General features: G+C 36.9%; 24 protein-coding genes and 1 pseudogene. All 25 read left to right on the top strand.

Annotated features, from left to right (window positions below; all coding sequences use genetic code 11):
* Positions 1 to 35: 35 nt before the first annotated feature.
* Positions 36 to 605 (top strand): DUF6470 family protein, encoded by a 570-nt coding sequence (locus ACEWK1_RS02790; protein ID WP_416635696.1) that lies wholly within the window; start codon positions 36 to 38, stop codon positions 603 to 605.
* A 19-nt stretch (positions 606 to 624) separates the two neighbouring features.
* Positions 625 to 1074, top strand: coding sequence for a flagellar assembly protein FliW (gene fliW, locus ACEWK1_RS02795; RefSeq protein ID WP_416635698.1), 450 nt, complete (start codon positions 625 to 627; stop codon positions 1072 to 1074).
* Positions 1074 to 1307 carry a carbon storage regulator CsrA gene (gene csrA, locus ACEWK1_RS02800; protein WP_416635700.1) on the top strand — a complete coding sequence of 78 codons (234 nt, stop codon included), beginning with the start codon at positions 1074 to 1076 and terminating at the stop codon, positions 1305 to 1307. The genes fliW and csrA overlap by 1 nt, the downstream gene beginning before the upstream one ends.
* Positions 1308 to 1693: 386 nt before the next feature.
* Positions 1694 to 3067 carry a flagellin gene (locus ACEWK1_RS02805; protein WP_416635702.1) on the top strand — a complete coding sequence of 458 codons (1374 nt, stop codon included), beginning with the start codon at positions 1694 to 1696 and terminating at the stop codon, positions 3065 to 3067.
* Between the two features lie 421 nt (positions 3068 to 3488).
* Positions 3489 to 3728 carry a hypothetical protein gene (locus ACEWK1_RS02810; RefSeq protein ID WP_416635704.1) on the top strand — a complete coding sequence of 80 codons (240 nt, stop codon included), beginning with the start codon at positions 3489 to 3491 and terminating at the stop codon, positions 3726 to 3728.
* Between the two features lie 19 nt (positions 3729 to 3747).
* On the top strand, positions 3748 to 3948 hold the full coding sequence (locus tag ACEWK1_RS02815; protein ID WP_416635706.1) for a YjfB family protein: 201 nt from the start codon (positions 3748 to 3750) through the stop codon (positions 3946 to 3948).
* A 344-nt stretch (positions 3949 to 4292) separates the two neighbouring features.
* On the top strand, positions 4293 to 4745 hold the full coding sequence (radC, locus tag ACEWK1_RS02820; protein WP_416635735.1) for a RadC family protein: 453 nt from the start codon (positions 4293 to 4295) through the stop codon (positions 4743 to 4745).
* Between the two features lie 15 nt (positions 4746 to 4760).
* Entirely contained in the window at positions 4761 to 5069 is a 309-nt protein-coding gene (locus ACEWK1_RS02825; RefSeq protein ID WP_416635707.1) for a hypothetical protein, read from the top strand.
* A 492-nt stretch (positions 5070 to 5561) separates the two neighbouring features.
* Positions 5562 to 6434, top strand: a complete 873-nt coding sequence (locus tag ACEWK1_RS02830; protein WP_416635708.1) for a tyrosine-type recombinase/integrase — start codon at positions 5562 to 5564, stop codon at positions 6432 to 6434.
* A 14-nt stretch (positions 6435 to 6448) separates the two neighbouring features.
* Complete coding sequence (locus tag ACEWK1_RS02835; RefSeq protein ID WP_416635709.1) at positions 6449 to 6823, top strand: hypothetical protein; 375 nt, start codon at positions 6449 to 6451, stop codon at positions 6821 to 6823.
* A gap of 4 nt (positions 6824 to 6827) precedes the next feature.
* Complete coding sequence (locus ACEWK1_RS02840) at positions 6828 to 7127, top strand: DUF960 family protein (RefSeq protein WP_416635710.1); 300 nt, start codon at positions 6828 to 6830, stop codon at positions 7125 to 7127.
* A gap of 106 nt (positions 7128 to 7233) precedes the next feature.
* Positions 7234 to 7431 carry a hypothetical protein gene (locus tag ACEWK1_RS02845; protein ID WP_416635711.1) on the top strand — a complete coding sequence of 66 codons (198 nt, stop codon included), beginning with the start codon at positions 7234 to 7236 and terminating at the stop codon, positions 7429 to 7431.
* Positions 7432 to 7709: 278 nt separating this feature from the next.
* Entirely contained in the window at positions 7710 to 8738 is a 1029-nt protein-coding gene (locus tag ACEWK1_RS02850) for a hypothetical protein (RefSeq protein WP_416635712.1), read from the top strand.
* A gap of 261 nt (positions 8739 to 8999) precedes the next feature.
* Positions 9000 to 9593 carry a hypothetical protein gene (locus ACEWK1_RS02855; protein ID WP_416635713.1) on the top strand — a complete coding sequence of 198 codons (594 nt, stop codon included), beginning with the start codon at positions 9000 to 9002 and terminating at the stop codon, positions 9591 to 9593.
* Positions 9594 to 9681: 88 nt separating this feature from the next.
* Positions 9682 to 12216, top strand: a complete 2535-nt coding sequence (locus tag ACEWK1_RS02860) for a hypothetical protein (RefSeq protein WP_416635714.1) — start codon at positions 9682 to 9684, stop codon at positions 12214 to 12216.
* Positions 12217 to 12411: 195 nt separating this feature from the next.
* Positions 12412 to 13269 carry a tyrosine-type recombinase/integrase gene (locus tag ACEWK1_RS02865; RefSeq protein ID WP_416635715.1) on the top strand — a complete coding sequence of 286 codons (858 nt, stop codon included), beginning with the start codon at positions 12412 to 12414 and terminating at the stop codon, positions 13267 to 13269.
* 14 nt (positions 13270 to 13283) lie between these two features.
* Complete coding sequence (locus ACEWK1_RS02870; RefSeq protein WP_416635716.1) at positions 13284 to 14057, top strand: hypothetical protein; 774 nt, start codon at positions 13284 to 13286, stop codon at positions 14055 to 14057.
* Positions 14058 to 14303: 246 nt separating this feature from the next.
* Entirely contained in the window at positions 14304 to 14621 is a 318-nt protein-coding gene (locus tag ACEWK1_RS02875; RefSeq protein ID WP_416635717.1) for a hypothetical protein, read from the top strand.
* 29 nt (positions 14622 to 14650) lie between these two features.
* On the top strand, positions 14651 to 15139 hold the full coding sequence (locus tag ACEWK1_RS02880; protein ID WP_416635718.1) for a hypothetical protein: 489 nt from the start codon (positions 14651 to 14653) through the stop codon (positions 15137 to 15139).
* 369 nt (positions 15140 to 15508) lie between these two features.
* Positions 15509 to 16957 (top strand): flagellin, encoded by a 1449-nt coding sequence (locus ACEWK1_RS02885; protein WP_416635719.1) that lies wholly within the window; start codon positions 15509 to 15511, stop codon positions 16955 to 16957.
* 67 nt (positions 16958 to 17024) lie between these two features.
* Positions 17025 to 17294, top strand: a complete 270-nt coding sequence (locus tag ACEWK1_RS02890) for a hypothetical protein (protein ID WP_416635720.1) — start codon at positions 17025 to 17027, stop codon at positions 17292 to 17294.
* Between the two features lie 143 nt (positions 17295 to 17437).
* The gene (locus ACEWK1_RS02895; RefSeq protein WP_416635721.1) at positions 17438 to 17587 is read left to right on the top strand and encodes a hypothetical protein; all 150 of its coding nucleotides are present in this window, start codon (positions 17438 to 17440) and stop codon (positions 17585 to 17587) included.
* A 19-nt stretch (positions 17588 to 17606) separates the two neighbouring features.
* The gene (locus ACEWK1_RS02900; RefSeq protein WP_416635722.1) at positions 17607 to 17807 is read left to right on the top strand and encodes a YjfB family protein; all 201 of its coding nucleotides are present in this window, start codon (positions 17607 to 17609) and stop codon (positions 17805 to 17807) included.
* Between the two features lie 292 nt (positions 17808 to 18099).
* Positions 18100 to 18286 (top strand): annotated as a pseudogene (locus tag ACEWK1_RS02905) (DNA repair protein RadC); the annotation flags it as partial.
* Positions 18287 to 18453: 167 nt separating this feature from the next.
* Positions 18454 to 18618 (top strand): flagellin, encoded by a 165-nt coding sequence (locus ACEWK1_RS02910; protein WP_416635723.1) that lies wholly within the window; start codon positions 18454 to 18456, stop codon positions 18616 to 18618.
* The last annotated feature ends 486 nt before the right edge of the window (positions 18619 to 19104 follow it).

The following is a 19104-nucleotide window of genomic DNA, read 5'->3' on the forward strand; positions in this document are numbered from 1 at the left end:
TTTTTAGGATAGCTTTTTTACTAGGAGTGATTGCCGTGAAAATACCTCAAATTAGACTCGAAAGCACAAATGCACAAATTTCAATGGAAACTAGAAAAGCTGTTCGTCAAATCCACCAGCCTAAAGCAGATATGTCAATTGAACAACCTAAGGCAGATTTATCAATACGAACAACCCAAGGGAAATTAACCATTGATCAATCACAAGCTAGAGCAGATGTTGATTTAAAGTCAGTTTTTCGTAGAACAGAAGAATTTGCTCAATTTGGTAAACAAAGATTGTTAGAAGGTATACAAAGAAGAGCCCAAGAAGGCGAAGAACTTATGAAAATAGAAAATAATGGCAATCCTATTTCTGTTCAAGCAAAAAGAAATGGACAAAAACCTACAAAAGAATTTGGTATAGGGTTTGTACCTTCTGTTGGAAGTGTGAAAGTTAACTATCAACCTGCAGTGGTAGAGACTACTGTTACCCCTAATAAACCAATAATTTCAGTACAAGTAAATAAACCGGTTCATGACTATCAACCAGGAAAAGTAGAAATTAGCCTGGCACAAAGAAATAATCTTAATATTGACTTTGAAACAATAGATATAAAGGTATAACCCAAAAGGATGATGATGAATGTTGATAGAGACAAAATATCATGGTGAAATCACCATAGATGAAAATGAAATTATCAAATTTCAAAACGGACTACCTGGATTTATTACAGAAAAGAAATTCATATTACTTCCTTTAGATAAAGAATCTCCTTTCTCGATACTTCAATCAATTGTAACTACGGAGTTAGGGTTTGTTGTGGTAAATCCGTTTTATATAAAAAAAGATTATGAGTTTGTTTTAACAGATGGAGAGAAAGAAACACTTCAAATAACAAATGTAGAAGACATAGTCGTTTTGACTATAATGACAGTAAAAGATTCATTAAAGAATTCAACCGCTAATCTTCAGGCACCAATAATAATTAATCACAAGAAAAGATTAGGAAAACAAGTCATTCTAAACAATCCGAAATATTCAGTTAGATATCCATTGTATGCTGAACTGGAGAAAAATAAGGATGTGAGATAATGTTAGTTCTAACTAGAAAAATAAAAGAATCCATTAAAATTGGAGAAGATATAGAAATTACAATCCTTTCTATTAATGGTGATCAGATTAAATTAGGAATTAATGCCCCAAAAGATGTTGAAATTCATCGAAAAGAAATTTACCTTTCAATACAAGAATCAAATACTGAAGCTGCATCTATCTCATCGAATATCTTAAATGAAATCATGAATAATAAAATTGACCCTAAGTGAAAAATTTAGGGTTTTTTATTTTTACGATCAGTTTAAAATAATCAAGAAAAAACTGTCAGTTAATAATTGTGTTAATTTCATAATTATGCTTTTAAATCAAAAAACGAACATTTTTCTTCTCGGTTAACTTATTGTTAAATATTATACGAACAAAATCACTTTTAAGACGAATTTTATTACGTTTTTTGGTAACCAACTGTACATTATGAAATTGATTCATTTAAAAAACTTTAAAAAACTATTAAACAATTATCTAAAGTGCCGATAATAATAGTGTAAGGGAGGAACACACAATGGCGGCCGACAATGTGTGTTTTCTCTCGAAACAATTAAACCATCATCTACATGGAAGTGGATGAACTTATATTCAAGGAGGAAACTTTAAAATGAGAATTAATCACAATATCGCAGCTCTTAACACATATCGTCAGTTGAATAGTGCAGCTGGTGCACAATCTAAATCTATGGAAAAATTATCTTCAGGTCTTCGTATCAACCGTGCAGGAGATGACGCTGCAGGTCTAGCAATCTCTGAAAAAATGCGTGGACAAATCCGTGGATTAGATATGGCTTCTAAAAATGCACAAGATGGTATTTCTTTAATTCAAACAGCTGAAGGTGCGTTAAACGAAACTCACTCAATTTTACAACGTATGCGTGAATTATCAGTTCAATCATCAAATGATACATCAACTGATGCTGACCGTGCAGAAATCCAAAAAGAAGTTGCTCAATTAAAAGAAGAGATAGATCGTATCTCAGAAACAACTGAATTTAACACTAAAAACCTTTTAGACGGAAGCGTTGCAAAAACTGCTAATTCAGCTACAAGTTTCGCTAATACAAAAATTACAGGTGTTAATGTTATAAATGATAATTTAAAAGAAGACACTTATACAGTTGCTTTAGCAGCTGGTGCAACAGAAGTGTTTTCCGAAGTTTCAGATACAACAGATGTTTCAGCTATAGCAATTACAGCTGGTAGCACTGTTGAAATGGGAACTTACACTTTAGAGTCAACTGAAAATGCAACCGATAATACTAAATTGGATTACGTATTAAAGGATGCAGATGGAAAACAAATTGGTACGACTACACTAGCAAAAACTGCTACTACAGCAGCACTTGGAGGTTTTGACTTCACAGTTGCAGATTCAAGCGGTGGTACTACTGGTGCAGGAACATTGAAATTTACAGTTGGACAAACGGCTACATTCACAGTGACTGATAGCTCAGGTACTCAAGTTGGCCAAACAACTATTACTAATGATACAACTGGAAAAGCCAATGTTGGTGGTCTGGAGTTCACTTTTAATTCAGACTTAGCAACAACTGCTGTTAATGATGCTGATGTTAAAATAAATGATAACTCCCTACAGTTCCAAATCGGAGCAAATGAAGGACAAACAGTAAAACTTGCTATCGGTGACATGGATACAAATGGGTTAGGAATCAATAGTATTGATGTATCTAACAAAACTGGAGCGCAAAATGCAATAACAAAGTTAGATTCAGCTATTCAAAGTGTTTCAGCAGAGCGTTCTAAACTTGGTGCATATCAAAACCGTTTAGAACATACAATCAATAACCTAGGTACATCTTCCGAAAACCTAACTGCTGCTGAGTCTCGTATCCGTGACGTAGACATGGCGAAAGAAATGATGGATCAAACTAAGAATTCAATTCTTTCTCAAGCTGCTCAAGCTATGCTTGCTCAAGCTAACCAACAACCACAAGGAGTTCTACAACTTCTTCGTTAATTTTAGATAATTTGAAAGAGGCTCTAGTTATACTAGGGTCTCTTTTTGCTAAGTTATTAAATTAAGGGTGATAGAATGGAACTAGAAGAACTAGAATTAGAAATAGAATGTAGCAATTGTTACGGTAAGCTAGAATGGACTGAGGACTTCGACAGAGAAGTCGACAGAATTCTAAACACACAAGGGTTAGATGGACATAATGCAGTTAATCAAGCCACACAGCGATTTCATTCAAAGAATTGGGCTATTTATAAAGAATGTGATGTGTGTAAAGGGACAGGGAAAGTACCATCTCCTTTGGGCATTCAGTTGCTAGAGTTCATTAAAAATACCAAGCTTAAGGTTCCGAGAAGACGTAGTAACAATTCCCTGACTAAGATATCTATAGTTAGATAGAAGGTGATTGACAGGAGGGGATTAAATGGATAAAGATCAACAAGAAATAAAAAAAATCCTCGAACAACAGCTTCAATGGTGTAAGGAGCAAGATCGTATTTTAGAAGAAATAGACTCAAAGCTTCATGAAATGAAAAGGTTAGCTGGATATGCTCTTGAGCATGATTTAGGCTCGGTGGAAGTGGAAGAGCTAAATGATAAATTGAATGAATTGAAGAACGATGTTCATTCCTTAGAAAAGAAATTAAGAGCCGTAGTCCATTAGAAAAAAGGATGTGTATTTCATGGATATAGCACTAATGTCAATGGTACTAAGTCAAGGGCAAGTACAACAACAAGCTTCCATGTCAGTGATGAAAATGGCAATGGGAGATGCAAAACATCAGGGAGATGCACTTCAGAAGTTAATGAGTACATCTGATGCATCGGTAATCCAACGTGCTGCACAGCCACATCTAGGTGGGAACATTGATCTAAAAGGATAAGAATAACTGGGAGTAACTAAATTGAAGTTACTCTTTTTCTTCTGGGGAAAATGGGGAAGGTTGATCGTGCCCCGAAAGTCCACCTGGTTGCAACAACCAGTGTAAATAGAAACACGAGTAGCAAAAAATACATAACAAGTAATAACTAGATATTCAGATATATATTATAATTATAGAACGTACGTTTGTTCTGTGAGCACTTGATGTTCAAGAAACAAACAATATCCAAGCCTCTACTTCGATTATCGGAGTAGGGGCTATTTCTGTTTTTAGGAGGAGAATACATGAATCACTACTCAACGAAACCTGTCAAACAAATGGAACTACTTGAAGGAGAAGTGGAAATGAAGAAAAAACCTGCAAAGCGTGTGAACATTGTTAGTCTAAAGCTAGTGAAGGAATCAAGCCTACTCTACAAGGGTCGTTGTGTCCGAAGTCCAGAAGATGGCTATCAATTGTTGAAGCAATTTCTAGGAGATGTGGATCGAGAATACTTCGTGGTTGTTTGTTTAGACACAAAGAATCAGCCAACAGCTATCAACATTTGCCACATTGGGAGTCTCAATGCAAGCATAGTTCACCCAAGGGAATGCTTCAAACCTGCCATTTTGAGCAACGCTGCATCAATTCTTGTCGGGCATAATCATCCTTCAGGACAGGCAAGTCCATCAAGGGAAGATGTGGAGGTGACTAAGAGATTGGTAGAGGCTGGAAAGATCATTGGCATAGATGTTCTTGATCATATTGTGCTGGGTGATGGAGAATATGTTTCACTAAAGGAAAAGGGCTACGTTTGAAAGGGGTTGAAAAATGTGAAAGAACTAGATTGGTTTGTTCAGACGTTGGAAGATGAGTTTCAAGTAGTAGCGGATCGCAATCGAATAAGCTTCGAGGGGAATGAACTATTCCTAGATGAGATTGATGAGTCACTAATTCCAAGTGAAATGGCAACAGGACTTCCTGAATCGCTATTGTTTGAAACCATGTTATTTGAAGATCACCATGGAACAGAATGGATCGGAGTCATTGCTTCTCATCCAGACAGTCGGGAATGGCTGCTTCAAATCATTTTGAAAGAAAGTGAGCCAGTACTAAGAAAAATGATAAAGCCTCTAGAGTAAAGTCACGACAAAACTATAAGCAAACCCATGACAAAACTTTGTCAAGCTTAGCAAGAATCTGTAAAACCTAGTCCTACCATGTAAAGCTGCTAATTTGGTTATGGAAAATCTCACGACAGAAATATAGAACTGGCGTTAGTCACATTGCTGTCCCTAATTTTGCGTCAGTCATGTCAACATCGTCAATTGTCAATACTGTCGCAACTGTCGATAGAAACGGGACAAAAGGAGGTGAAGAAGAATGTGGGAGAAAATCGTCATTCCAGTACTAGTCACTGTTGCCACAGAAGTCATTCGAGAAATATCGAAGGAGGACTAAGAAAATGTAAACGCTAATGAAAGGAGGAATAAGTGATGAAGGTATTTCCTTGTCCATGTCATTGTCAATGTCCATTTTGTAAAATCCAATCCATCATTGACATTATAAAAGATTAAAATCCATTGGTGCCAATCAAGCATCAATGGATTTTTTGTATTTAGGGGTGAAATTGTATGAATCTAGCGAAAGAATTTGAACAGTGGCTCGTTGAAGAAGGAAAAGCACCAACAACGATCCAGTCCTACGTGGGAGATGTAATAGGATTCCAAAAGTACTTAGAAGAGAAGGTGGCTGAGAACCAGCTGCTTTCTCGATTTGCATTTGTCAGGTACAAGCAACATCTTCTGGATGAAGTTTTTTCCAGTGCTACAATCAACAAGAAGATCAATAGTTTGAAAGTCTACAATGATTTTTTACGAATGAAAGGGATTGTAAATGACTCCTTCATACACATAAAACGCGATCGAATTAAGGTTGCGGCAGGGAGTGAGCATGTAGTGACTGCCCTGTCAGACAAAGAGGTCGAACAGCTTCTTTTTTGCCTAGAGGACCAAAGGAAAGTGAGTAGGAGGAATCAATTAATAGCCTACCTGCTTTTGTACACAGGTGTTAGGGTTTCTGAACTCATTAACATCAAACTTAGTGATATTGACTTCCTAACCAATACTTTGACTGTTCGGGGAAAAGGGGGAAAGGTTAGGGAGATTAGTATGAGAAAGGACGTTGTTGAATTAATCAATCAGTATGTGAAAGGAGATCGAATGGAGTCAAAATTTCGAGAGAGTGAGTACCTACTAGTTAGTCAAAGAGCACAAAAGATGCATAGAGATGCGATAAGAGATTGGCTAGCAAAACTGTCAAAAGAGCTGGGTTTTAAGCTGCACCCACATTTGTTTCGCCATACATTCTGCACAAGGCTTCTGAAAAAGGGTGTGGACCTGACAACGGTTAGTAAATTAGCTGGACATGCCACAGTAAACATGACCGCTAAGTTTTATATTCAGACAACGAGACAAGAAAAGATGGAAGCCGTTGAGCTACTGTAAAAAGGAGGAGTAGGATGAAGATCATACAATGTTTGGCAGACATAGAAGCTATAAAAGTATTTGGAGAAGTCCCAGTAGCCCTGATGAAAGAAATAGAGCAAGACTTTCTTGGAATATATGAAATGGAGAACATTGAAGAAGAATTGTTTCATTTCCGCTTGTCCATGAGGCAGGCTCTTTTTGTGTTGGAAAAAGGGGACGATGTGCTTGGGAAGTTAGATCAACCATTCCAACTGGAATACATGGAACGATTGGTAGCAGAAGATTTAACTTTCTACCGTTGTGCTATTCGCAATGATTATGAACTCCAATTGTATTACTCAGTAGTCGGTACGCACGACCAAGAGGTAGAGGACTGGCTGTTAGAACAATCACAGGATGGATGGTGAAAAAATGTTTGAAGCAGACAAACCCATCTACATGACAAGAGCAGTTGCGGAAGAGTTACCAGATGAACTTAAGTACTTCATCGTACAATACCTACATGGGTGCCACCATAATCTAACTGATTACTTACAGGTATTTGAGTTCAGTAATAATCAAAACAAGCAGCTCCTTAGACAAAGACAAGAACAACCATATCGAGAAACACAAATTTTTGTACCATTGAAGGACAATAAGGTGATTTCAAGAACGGTCTGGGCAATGGACCAAGTCGATCATGTGCTGTTTTTGTTTCCAGAAAACTACTAACCCCCATGAGTACTAAAAAAGCATAAGGAAAAAAGTAGACAAAAAAGCAGATGAGAAAATAAACAATAAATTAAATGAAAATGTCTACAACATGGGAGGAATAAACATGGAGAACAAACAAGTACCAACAGAAATGAAGCAATTACTAAAACGTCCTGAAGAAAAGGCAGACGTAAGAATTACGACCTACCTAGAAGCAGAACTCTATGAGGAAGTCATGAGATTAAAAAAGGCAGGTATCAGTGTAAAGAAAGTGATCAATGAAGCAGTGGCAGATCTACTGAGAAAATATAAACTATTATAAATTAATATCAATTACTACTAATATGAATGAACAGTAATGAGAAAATCCCTAACCTCCAATCATCGGAGGTTAGGGGGATTACTTCGTCATGTTTGTTGTCAATGCTAAAAATCTAGTCAGGATGTTCGCCAAGGACGATACTGACGATAAAAACGGGAATAAGATGTTCTTCCATTTTTTTTTCTGGATCTTACTGGTGATATACTAATGAGACATACTGTAGAAAAGTAGAAATCTAATGAAAGTAACTTAATGTTGAAAAAAAGGAAGTGGAAATAATGTTATACGAGAAGGTAAAAGAAGCCACTATACGAGCAAAAAATAATAATCCTAAAGCTGATTTTTATATACAATTAGAAGATTTCATGGAATTTGTGACCTTTCACTTAATTACTTTTATCAAGTTGAGAAACCCCTTATCCAGTAAAAAGATGAGTATGAATCAGTATCTCCAGCAAGATGAAGCATATTTAAAATCCTACAATAAAGTAGCTATCACGGATGAAGAAGAATATAAAATATTCCATAATACGTTAAGAAATGCAAACAATCGATTTAATACTCTAAACCATAAAACGAAAGCTGAGGCGGAGTCGAGAAAGCAGGCAGAAGCTGAAAAAGGCTCAAGAGGTAATCGTTTCGAATCGCCTATTACGATACATGATTTCCAGGCTAACGGTGAAATGCCGATACTGATGGATGTAAAGTCAACTAAAGACCTACTAAATACGGTATATCAACGAATACTTAAAAATAACATCCACAATATTAACTTCACAAACTACAAACTATTTTCAGAGCATTTGAATGATAGTATACAAGAGCAGAACTTGTCAGAAGAAGATAAACTTCTGCACCACTATTTGATTGAGAAGCACTTGAAATTACATACGTTAAAAAAGATCTGCAAAAATTATGAAAAACTGATTCAATCGACGAACCCCATATTAACAGAATTAGAGAAGAGAGCCAGATTGCAGCTAATGTTGTACGTAACAAGCATGCCCATGGTCCAGCAGTGGGAAACGTATCTTGATTTAGTAATGGAACTATCCCCTCATCAATTCGATAGCTTCGTTCAAGAAATTGATTCAATCACGAATTTTATTAAATGGATTTTGTTAATGTATTTTCAGGAGAATGAAAATGTAGATTTCAATGAGCAGGATTTAATCTATTTTAATAATTATGTCAATCAAAAGCGCTTTGAAAATGACTTTGTGTTAAGAAGAGATTTTTCTAGTACTACTTTTAACTCTGTTATGAGAGAGATCAAACAAGGAAATGACATGCTAAGTGAAGACTAATAAGGGAAGAGCAAACTCAGAAAAAGTTTGCTCTTTTTTACATCTTTAATGAAATACACGGTTTTTTTTCCAGAGGGACAAGCGCTATTTCCATTTATACTTTGAACTAGATTCACAGGAGATAAGCAACTCCTAAATACACTCTCCTCACCCTAAAAGACCGTCAGTGTTGTCAGTACGAGCAACTGTTGACGCTACCGATGATACGGACGGTAAAAACGGATGAAGGGGAAGAAAACATATTACTGGAGGAATGAAAAAATGAGATTAGAAGATTTAAATCAAACAGATGTGCTTGCGAGACCAGAAGGGAACAAAAGAAATATTGATGATGGTTCATTCAAAGGCATCACAGCATTTGCTGAACTAGCAGAAAGAGATAGCCAGTATTCAGAAGATGGTAAACGTGTAGTTCTAAACATCAAAGTGGAAGTGGAGGACGACGAAGGTGAACTAGTTGACCTCTATATCTCACCTAACTACTCATGGAGTAAAAGAGGGAAGATGATTAAGCTGTTAGAAAAGATTGACTGCCTACCAGCTCCTGGGGAATCGATTGATCTTGATGATCTAGTGGGAATTCCTGTACAGGTCATTGTTGAGAATGTCGAGAAGGACGGAGAAGTGTACTCCAACATTGTCAGTATTAAAAGAGACAAGTCTGGAAAGGTGAAGAAAAAGCCAACAAAGCAAGAAATTAGAAAAAAAGCTTTGTCAAAAGCTAAAGAAGCAAGAATCAAAGCCTCTGAAAAATTGTTTGATGGTGACTCAGACAATCTAGACCTAGAAGATGTTGAAGAAACTGAGGAGATTCAACTAGATGATGAAGATGAGATTGATTTAGATGACTTCTAAAAGATAACGAATGAAAATGATCTTTTCTCCATGTAGACGAACCAACTCGTCTACATGGAGTTACTAAATAACAGGAGGAGAAACCATAATGAACCATGAAATCATGCAATCTCAACTACTTACTACATTAGAAACATTGAAAAAGTCCAATGAAGTAATGGAGGTTCGAATCCTTAAAACAGACAAAGGAACGATCTCTGGATACTTTGATGATTACGATACACTAGTGCAAAGCGTGCAGAAATACATCGGAAAGCATGACATTTATATCACATTGAATCCAGTAAAAAAGGAACTGCTAGCAAGATGTAACAATCGCTTACAAATTTATGCGAAAACAACGAGTACAGATGGAGATATTGAAAGAATAAGCTATGTACTAATTGACATCGATCCAGTCAGAGCTAGTGGTATTTCTTCCTCAAAGAATGAAAAAAAAGCCGCTCTGGACGTGATGAAAGGGATTAGAAAAGATCTCATGGAAGAAGGCTTTCCGGAACCCATTGCTGCAGACAGCGGAAATGGCTATCATATGCTTCTACCTATTGATCTAGATAACACAAAAGAAAATGTTGATGCCATCAAAGCCTTCTTGGCTGCATTGGACTTTCTCTACTCAACGGACAAAGCTCAAGTCGATGTGACGACTTACAATCCATCTAGGATTGTGAAATTCTACGGAACAAAAGCTTGCAAAGGTGATGACACAACAGATCGTCCACATCGTTGGTCTAAGATCATTAAAGTGCCTGAGCCAATGAATCAGACAAGTATAAAGCAGATCAAAAACGTAGCCGCCAAGAAGCCGAAAGTAGAAGCAACATCAAAGAAAACAGCTAAAGGAAAAACGATAGATGTAGATCAGTTCATTCAAAAGCATGACTTAGATCTTGCTTATAAAGCCCCTTACAGTGGAAATGCGACTAAGTATATTCTTGCTACGTGCCCATGGAACAGTGACCATACAGATAACTCTGCCTACATTATTCAATACGACAGTGGCGGCATTGCTGCAGGTTGCCATCATAACAGTTGTAGTGAAGAGAACTGGAAGTCTTTGCGTGAATTGGTACAGGAGGATGATGTCAGTACTGTCGGAGAAGAAGAGAAACAATCAGACATTATCATCAAACTAGCAGAAAACTTCCAGTATTTTAAGAATGACATTGAAGATCCTTTTGTAGCCATTCAAATGAATGGACATTGGGAAGTCATGGAGATGAAAAGTCAAAAATTTAAGCTGTACCTAACAAAAATGTATTTTGAGCATACGAATTCAGCTCCTGGCAGTGATGCCATTAGCCAAGCGTTAAAGGTGCTAGAGATGAAAGAAATTTTTTCGGAAAATGAACGGACACTCCAAAAGAGAATTGCAGAAGAAGATGGGAGTTTCTACTACGATCTTTGTAATTCCGATTGGCGAGTCGTGAAGATCAACGAGGAAGGATGCTGGATAGAGGAAAATCCTCCTATTCTCTTTACACGGAATCGGAACATGAAAGAACAGGTAGAGCCTGACCTTACTGTGCATCCTAACCAGCTAATAAACTTAGTAAAAAAGCATTTTCGATTTAAGAAACAGTCTGACACGGTTCTTTTTACGACCTACTTAGTGAGTTGCTTCTTACCACAGATTGCTCATGTCATTCTAGTACTCTTTGGTGAAAAGGGAGCCGCTAAGTCCACAACGATGAGAATGGTCAAACGGATTGTCGATCCAGCCATGCAGGATCTCTTGTCCATGCCAACCTCAAAATCTGATTTAGCAATTGTCCTTTCCAACAACTATATGCCTTGCTTTGACAACTTAGACACCTTATCTGCCGAGAAGAGTGACATGCTTTGTATGGCTGCGACTGGTGGAGCTTTTACGAAGAGAACTCTATACACAGACAGTGATGAAACCATTCTTAGATTCAAGAGAAGTGTCTCCTTAAATGGAATTAACATCGTTGCAACAAGACCTGATTTACTTGACCGCTCCATCGTTTTAGAGTTAGAAAGAATACCTAAATCAGAAAGACAGTCCGAAAGAACGATTTGGAAGTCATTTGAAGCAGATTTACCTAAGTTCTTAGGTGCGATCTTTAATGCCATTTCAGCAGCTATTCCACAGTACGATGAAACAGAGATAGAAGAGGTTGGGAGAATGGCAGATTTCACATATTGGGGTTATGCCATTGCAGAAGTACTAGGTTTAGGAGGGGATGAGTTCCTTAGATCTTACCTAAGCAACCAAGATACAGCAAACGAGGAAGCACTCGCCTCTCATCCAGTAGCAGCTGCAGTGATTGCACTGCTGAAAAATACAACCAATTGGTCTGGCAGTGTGTCCTCACTTCTAAAAGAATTAGAGAGAACCGCAGAGAGAGAACGTATCAACACTAGAGTCAAAACATGGGCGAAAGATGCCAATGTTCTTAGTAAACGTCTGAAAGAGGTGAAGTCTAACTTAGAAGAAATTGGTATCTATTATGACATTCGCCATGCAGGAGACTTCAAGAAAATTACATTAGAAAAAATAGTTGAGGTTAAAGATGAAGGAAGTACAGGTAAAAAAGCTTTACACCGACCCCTTGATGATGACGATGATTTTGAGGAAGAATTAGAGCATTTAGGTTAGAGGGGAGAGATGTTTGTCCCAGACTCTAACTTGCCCCTTTTTTGCCGTCAGTTCTGTCCGTACCGTCTAATGTTGGTTCTGACGTCACTGACGGTACTTTGGGGGTAAAAATAGGTCCCGACCACAAAAAATGAAGTAACTCCATTTATATTTATATATTATTTTCTTGAAGCTATTAGAAAGGAGATTATTTATATGTTATTTACCGAATCTATTGGGAAGTTTGGAAAGTACCAAGCGAACATTGAGCGGAGTCCAGTGACCATCCAAGCTTATTTTGAAGATCTAACACTACTGAATCGTTATCTCCAAGAGAAGTACAATGGCCCAATTTACTTAGAGGATATCACTCAAAAGGATGTGGAGGATTATCTCTTTTATCTGAAGGAGGTCAAGGGCTATCAACCGATTAGTAGAAAGCGAGTGTTAGGAAGTATGCGATCCTTCTTTAGCTACGCTTACAAAAGCGAATGGTGCGACAAGAATGTGACAGCTAAATTAGAGCCGATCAAGTGTCAGCAAAAAGAACGCCATTTCCTTTCAGAGAATGAGGTCAACCAATTTGTGGATGCAATTGATCATGATCTGATTTGGTTAGTCGCACAAACGCTTTATTACACTGGTTTACGGATCTCAGAATGCCTTAATCTTCAGGTAGATGATATTAACTTGGAGGAAAATCTTATTTATGTCAAGCATGGGAAAGGTAACAAGGATCGTGTCATTCCAATCAATCCTAAGCTAAAAGAACTTTTACTAGATTACAAGGCTAATTGGCGAGTAGAATCTGATTATTTCTTTGCGACAAGAATCTCAGGAACATTGTCAACAACAAGTGTTGCGAGAGTCTTTCGTGAGACGACAAAGAAATTGGGATGGAAAAAGAAAGTGACTGCACATATCCTTCGTCATTCCTTTGCTTCCAAATTAGTCAAAAACAATGTTCACTTAGTCAAGATTTCAAAGTTGTTAGGACACAGCAGCCTCAAAACAACAAGTATTTATGTTCATAGTCACATTGATGATTTGAAGGATGCTGTCAATACATTATAGGGGAGGAGTTATACATGGCAAAAGTGGAAGCATTACAACCTATTTATGATGACAAGGTCAAGAAAATAATCCACTTGTTAGGCGAAGGGTTTTCTAGAGAGGAAGTAGCGGAGCAATTCCGTTACTCAACCTATCGTTCAATGGATAGTTTTATGAATCGCAAGAACTTTGTTTGGGATAAGCTGAAAGGAACGTATATCCCTGCGGATGCACTCAAAAATCAGTTGGAGACCATGGTAAACTTTCCAACAGACAGAGTCAGAAGAGTGGTCATGGAACTAAACAAGGATGGGGCTAATCCAAAAGAAGTCGCACTCAAGATTGGCTTCGAAAACCATTTGGAAATGGCTAGTTACATGAAGTCAAAGGGATTTGAGTGGTCACAAGTAGCGGGGAATTATATTTCTACTTCCCCGCCAGCATCTGAAGTTGATGAGGGTGATTCCAATGTCGGTACTAACGGGGCGCAGGAGCAATTTGCACAGATCAGAAGTGGTGGTTTCGATCAATTTCTGCCATTACTAGAATGGCTATCGTCAAACAAGGATGGCTTGCAAAGTCTGTTAGGAACGTCAGTAGCGGCAGGGCAGATACCCCGCTTCACACTACAAGGCTTATTTGTGACAAAATCGGTCCACATGACCAACACATTAGATCAAATGGTTCGGGACTTTAGCAAGGAAAAGAACATCAACCAGCGGGAGATTTTCGAGGTAGCATTGATCGAATTTTTTCAGAAGTACGGGTATGCCCGTGAGGTCGAGACATTGTTGCAGAATAATGCTTAGCAAATGGATTTCTAATGGGAGAGATGGTAAACAGGTTCTAAGGTATTTCTAATGAACAGCTGTTTGTTCACTCTTCCATTTTTTTTCTTTTGCTTTCCTAATAGTTGAAATGATTTTTCTATTAGCAAGTTGACAGTGAATACTTTAATATTATTTTTCAACGTAATCTTCTATGCTTTGATTACAAGCCTCATTAAATCTGATAATATATAACTATGAAAAAAGCACTAAAATGGAGGTGGGGAAATGAGAAGAGTATTAGTAGTACTACTTGGCCTTTTGGGATGTTCTATGGGAATTGGATTGTCTTTAATTGCGTTAGCTATGGGAGAGGCAAATAGTTTATCAGCGGCACAAGATACAGGTATAACTTCAATATTATATAGTGGATTAGCAACGATTGGTTTCATTATTATAAAGTTCAAACCTAAATTGGGTGGTTGGTTGATGATTATAGGAGGTTTTATAATCTTTGGCCAATTTCAAAACTTAGGTTTAATTGCTACTGTACCGTTGGTTGTTTCTGGGATTATTGGCATGACTATTAAGCAAAAACAGATATAGTGAAGAATTAGAGTAAATAGGTGAGCATAGTGGGATGTTTAAAATCTTTCTTTAAATTAATTTTAATATTAGGCTTTTCTATTGTTGCATTTTTATTTTTTTTAGGTTTTTTATTCAATAGTTTTTCCTCAAATGAAAGTACTGAAATTTCAAATCAAATATATAGTGATTCCCAAGAATTATTAAATTTAATTAACGAAGAGTTTCTCTTTGTTAATACGTCAGAAAGATTAGATGAAGAAAATGTTAACAGAGTGTTAGACTATATAGAAGAGTATGGATTAAATTATAAAAATGAAGAAAAGACTGTTGAAGAACAAGAATTATATGATGATATTGGAAAAATAGTTTATGATTATATGCAGTTAATACAGCTGGAAACTTCTTACGAAGATATTCCTTTAAGTTTTAACGAGAGATTTTACTATCTTTCTGGTTCAAAAAGAGATATCTATCAGATGTTTTTAGAACATAGGAAATCTTTAAGAGAGATTTATGGCTTTGAATATAAACAATAGGGATTATTGTTTACACACTATCTTCGTATGATCGTGAAGCTGAGACATTGTTGCAACAAAATGGCTAGCAAATGGATTTCTAATGGAAGAGATGGCAATTTGGTTCTAAGGTTTTTCTAATGAACAGCTGTTTTCTACTCTTCCATTATATTTTTTTCTCCTAATGTTTTGGAACGAGTTCTTTCCATTATATTTTTTTCTCCTAATGTTTTGGAACGAGTTCTTTCCATTATATTTTTTTCTCTTAATGGTTCAGCAGCACAATGTTGAGTTCCTTGAGTGACATGGATTTTCGATTAGGAAGAATTTTGATTTTCAGTCGTCACTTTTCGTCAGTTAAACAGTGCAGCTGCAGGACAATCAAAATCAATGGAAAAATTATCTTCAGGTCTTCGTATTAACCGTGCTGGAGATGATGCTGCAGGTCTAGCAATCTCTGAAAAAATGCGTGGGCAGATTCGTGGTTTAGACATGGCTGCTAAAAATTCACAAGATGGTATCTCTTTAATCCAAACAGCTGAAGGTGCGTTAAACGAAACACACTCTATCCTTCAACGTATGCGTGAACTATCTGTACAAGCGTCAAACGATACTAACACAGGAGATGATCGTGCAGAAATTCAAAAAGAGATAGATCAACTTGTTGACGAAATTGACCGTATCGGTAACACAACAGAGTTCAACACGAAGAAATTACTTAACGGTCAAGCTGGAGTATCAGCAAGTGGACAATCTGGTGTTTACAATAATGCAATTGGTCAAGATATTACAATAAATGGAGTTGCATATAACGGAACGGGTGCTAATGCTGCAATTTCTAGTACCGATTTAAATGCTGCAATTTCTAGCATGACTGCTGGTGCAGATACACAATCAGGTGTTTACTCTGTAGTTGTTTCTAAAACAGCTACTCAAGCAACTCTAGGAGATGCACAAGACCTTAATGGTGCAGGTGCAGCTGCTCCAACGGCTACAGTTGCCCAAACAGGTGACTTAACAGTAAATGGAGTGAAAATTAATGTTGCATCTACGGATACTTATCAAGATGTAATTGATAAACTTAACAATGTATCAAGTCAAACTGGTATAACTGCTGCTGTAGGGTCAACTAGTGGAGGGCTTCAACTTACAACAACTGCGTATGGATCAGATGCAACAATTAGTGTAAGTGGAGCAGAGGCTTTATTAGAGGATTTAGGTTTACAAGCTGCAGCTTCTACAGGAACTGTTTTATCATCAGCCGGTACTGATGCAGTAGCAACAATTAATGGAACAGCTGCAGTTGCAGACGGAAATACATTAACTGCTACAAGTGGTGCTTCTGAAGGTCTGGTAATTAAATTAGATGGGTCTAAAATTAATCTAGATGCAGATGGTGGTGGAGATGATTCAGATTTCCAATTCAATGCTGTAGTTGATGCGTCTAATATTGTAAGTTTCCAAATCGGTGCAAACGAAAACCAAGATATGAATGTCTCTATTAGTGACATGAGAGCTTCTGCATTAAGTGTAGATAATATTGATGTTACTAGCACAGCTAGTGCTAAAGCAGCAATTACTACTATTGATGATGCTATTAAACAAGTATCTGGGGAGCGTTCTAAGTTAGGTGCTTACCAAAACCGATTAGAGCACACAATCAACAACTTAGGTACATCTTCTGAGAACTTAACAGCTGCGGAATCTCGTATCCGTGACGTAGACATGGCAAAAGAAATGATGAATCAAACGAAGAACTCAATTCTTTCTCAAGCTGCTCAAGCGATGCTTGCTCAAGCTAACCAACAGCCACAAGGAGTTCTACAACTTCTTCGTTAATTTTAGATTACCAAAAAGGGGATTGGGATTTTCCAATCCTCTTTATTCTTTGTTAGAGAGGCTTATGATGAGTATAATAAAAATCCTAAGTTTAATAGGAATAGTAGTGGAATTAATAGGAGTTTTTGTAATTGCCAAGGGTGATTTATTCAATAATGAGAAGAAGATTTTCAAAATTTTAAGAGGGTCGATGGGAAATCGGATGGTATCTAAGGACCCTGATGTTAATTTTCTACTTCGTGATATGATGCAAAGGGCATTTAATACAAAAATAGGGTTTTTTTGTTTACTTATAGGTGTAACGATACAACTTATAGCTTTGTTTTTAAGTTCCTAGAATGAATAATCGGGATCAGTTCATATAGGTCTAGGTTGTTGATAGGAGGAACTAATGGATAAAGAACAACAGGAGCGTAAACTGTTTCTTGATCACAGTATGAGTGGTGTAAGGAACAAAATCGCATCTTAGAAGAGATAGAAATGAAGCTACATGAAATGAAAAAGATAGCCCACTACGCTCTTGATCATGAACTTACCCCGCTAGAAATTGAGCAGTTGAATGGTCAAATGAAAGAATTGAAAAGCGAAGTCCATTCCTTAGAAAAGCAGTTACAATCTGTAGTCCATTAGAAAAAAGGATGTGTCTTTCATGGATATAGCGATAATGTCAATGGCACTTAGTCAAGGACAAGTACAACAACAAGCTTCTATGTCAGTAATGAAAATGGCAATGGGAGATGGAAAACAGCAAGGGGATGCACTTCAGAAGTTGATGAGTACAACTGATGCATCGGTAATACAACGTGTAGCTCAGCCACAACTAGGTGGTAACATTGATCTAAAAGGATAAGAAAACCATAGGAGTAACAGTTGAGGTTTCTCTTTTTCTTTTTGGGCAAATGGGGAAAGTGGACGGTGCCCCGAAAGTCCACCTAAATACAACAACTTAGGTACATAGAAACTCAAGTAGCAAAGATACATAAAGTAATAACTAGATATTCAGATATATATTATAATTATAGAACGTACGTTTGTTGTGAGAGCGCTTAATATTCAAGAAACAAACGATCTAAGCCTCTACTTCGATCATCGGAGTAGGGGCTATTTCTATTTTAGGAGGAGAAATCATTAATCAGTATATAATGAAATCTGTTGATCAATTGGAACTACTTGAAAGTGAAGTGGAAGTGAAGAAAAACCCTGCAAAGCGGGTGAACATCGTTAGTCTAAAGCTAGTTAAGGAATCTAGAATCTAGCCTATTGTACAAGGATCGCTGTGTTCGAAGCCCTGAAGATGGCTATCAATTATTGAAGCAGTTCTTAGGAGATATGATGGATATTCATACCGTGATGCTCGCACAGATAGATTAGAGATATCGGAAGTGGATGTAATATTGAATAACAGGTCTTACTATAACGAAATTTGATCAAGCAATCCACACCGTTTCTGGATAACGTGCTACACTAGGTGCATTTCAGATCGACTAGAAAAAGCAATGTCTCTAACAATGAATTCAGCTGAAAACCTAACATCTTTTGAATCTTATATCCGTGACGTAGACATGGGAAAAGAAATAATGGAGCAAACTAAGAAATCTATCCTTTCTCAAGTTGCTCAAGCTAATCAAAGACCACAAGGAGTTCTACAATTTCTTCGTTAATTTTACAAATAAAGACGCCTGTCCCCAGGTACGTTAAAGTTCTAAATTAAGCTCTGTTGAAAGAAATCTCTATGGTGCTACAATTTTAAAATCTTATCTCTACAATCATATATTTAAGAAGGGTTAATCTTTTTGTATGCAATTAATTATAGGGTGTAGAAAATGGGTGCGTTTTGAGGTATCTCTCATTTTTTACACCCTATAGTTGTAAGGTACATTGAATCGGCTACACTTAATTGGACAAAAAAATTAAGGTCGAGTAGCCTAACCGCCAAACTTGGTAATACTGCTTAATTGGTAAAATTGTACCCAGAAGGCGTATTGGTAGAACCATGAAAGAATATTTGCTAGTATCATATAATTATTTAATAATAGTCCTTTATAAATTGTTTATTAGAAATAAACACTAAAAAATAGTGAAATTTTACCGATAATAACCTTAGGTAGCATTCTAATCTGACACGTAGTGTTATGATTTTATATAAA

It is taken from the genome of Metabacillus sp. YM-086, assembly GCF_048059995.1.
Lineage (GTDB): Bacteria > Bacillota > Bacilli > Bacillales > Bacillaceae > Metabacillus > Metabacillus litoralis_B.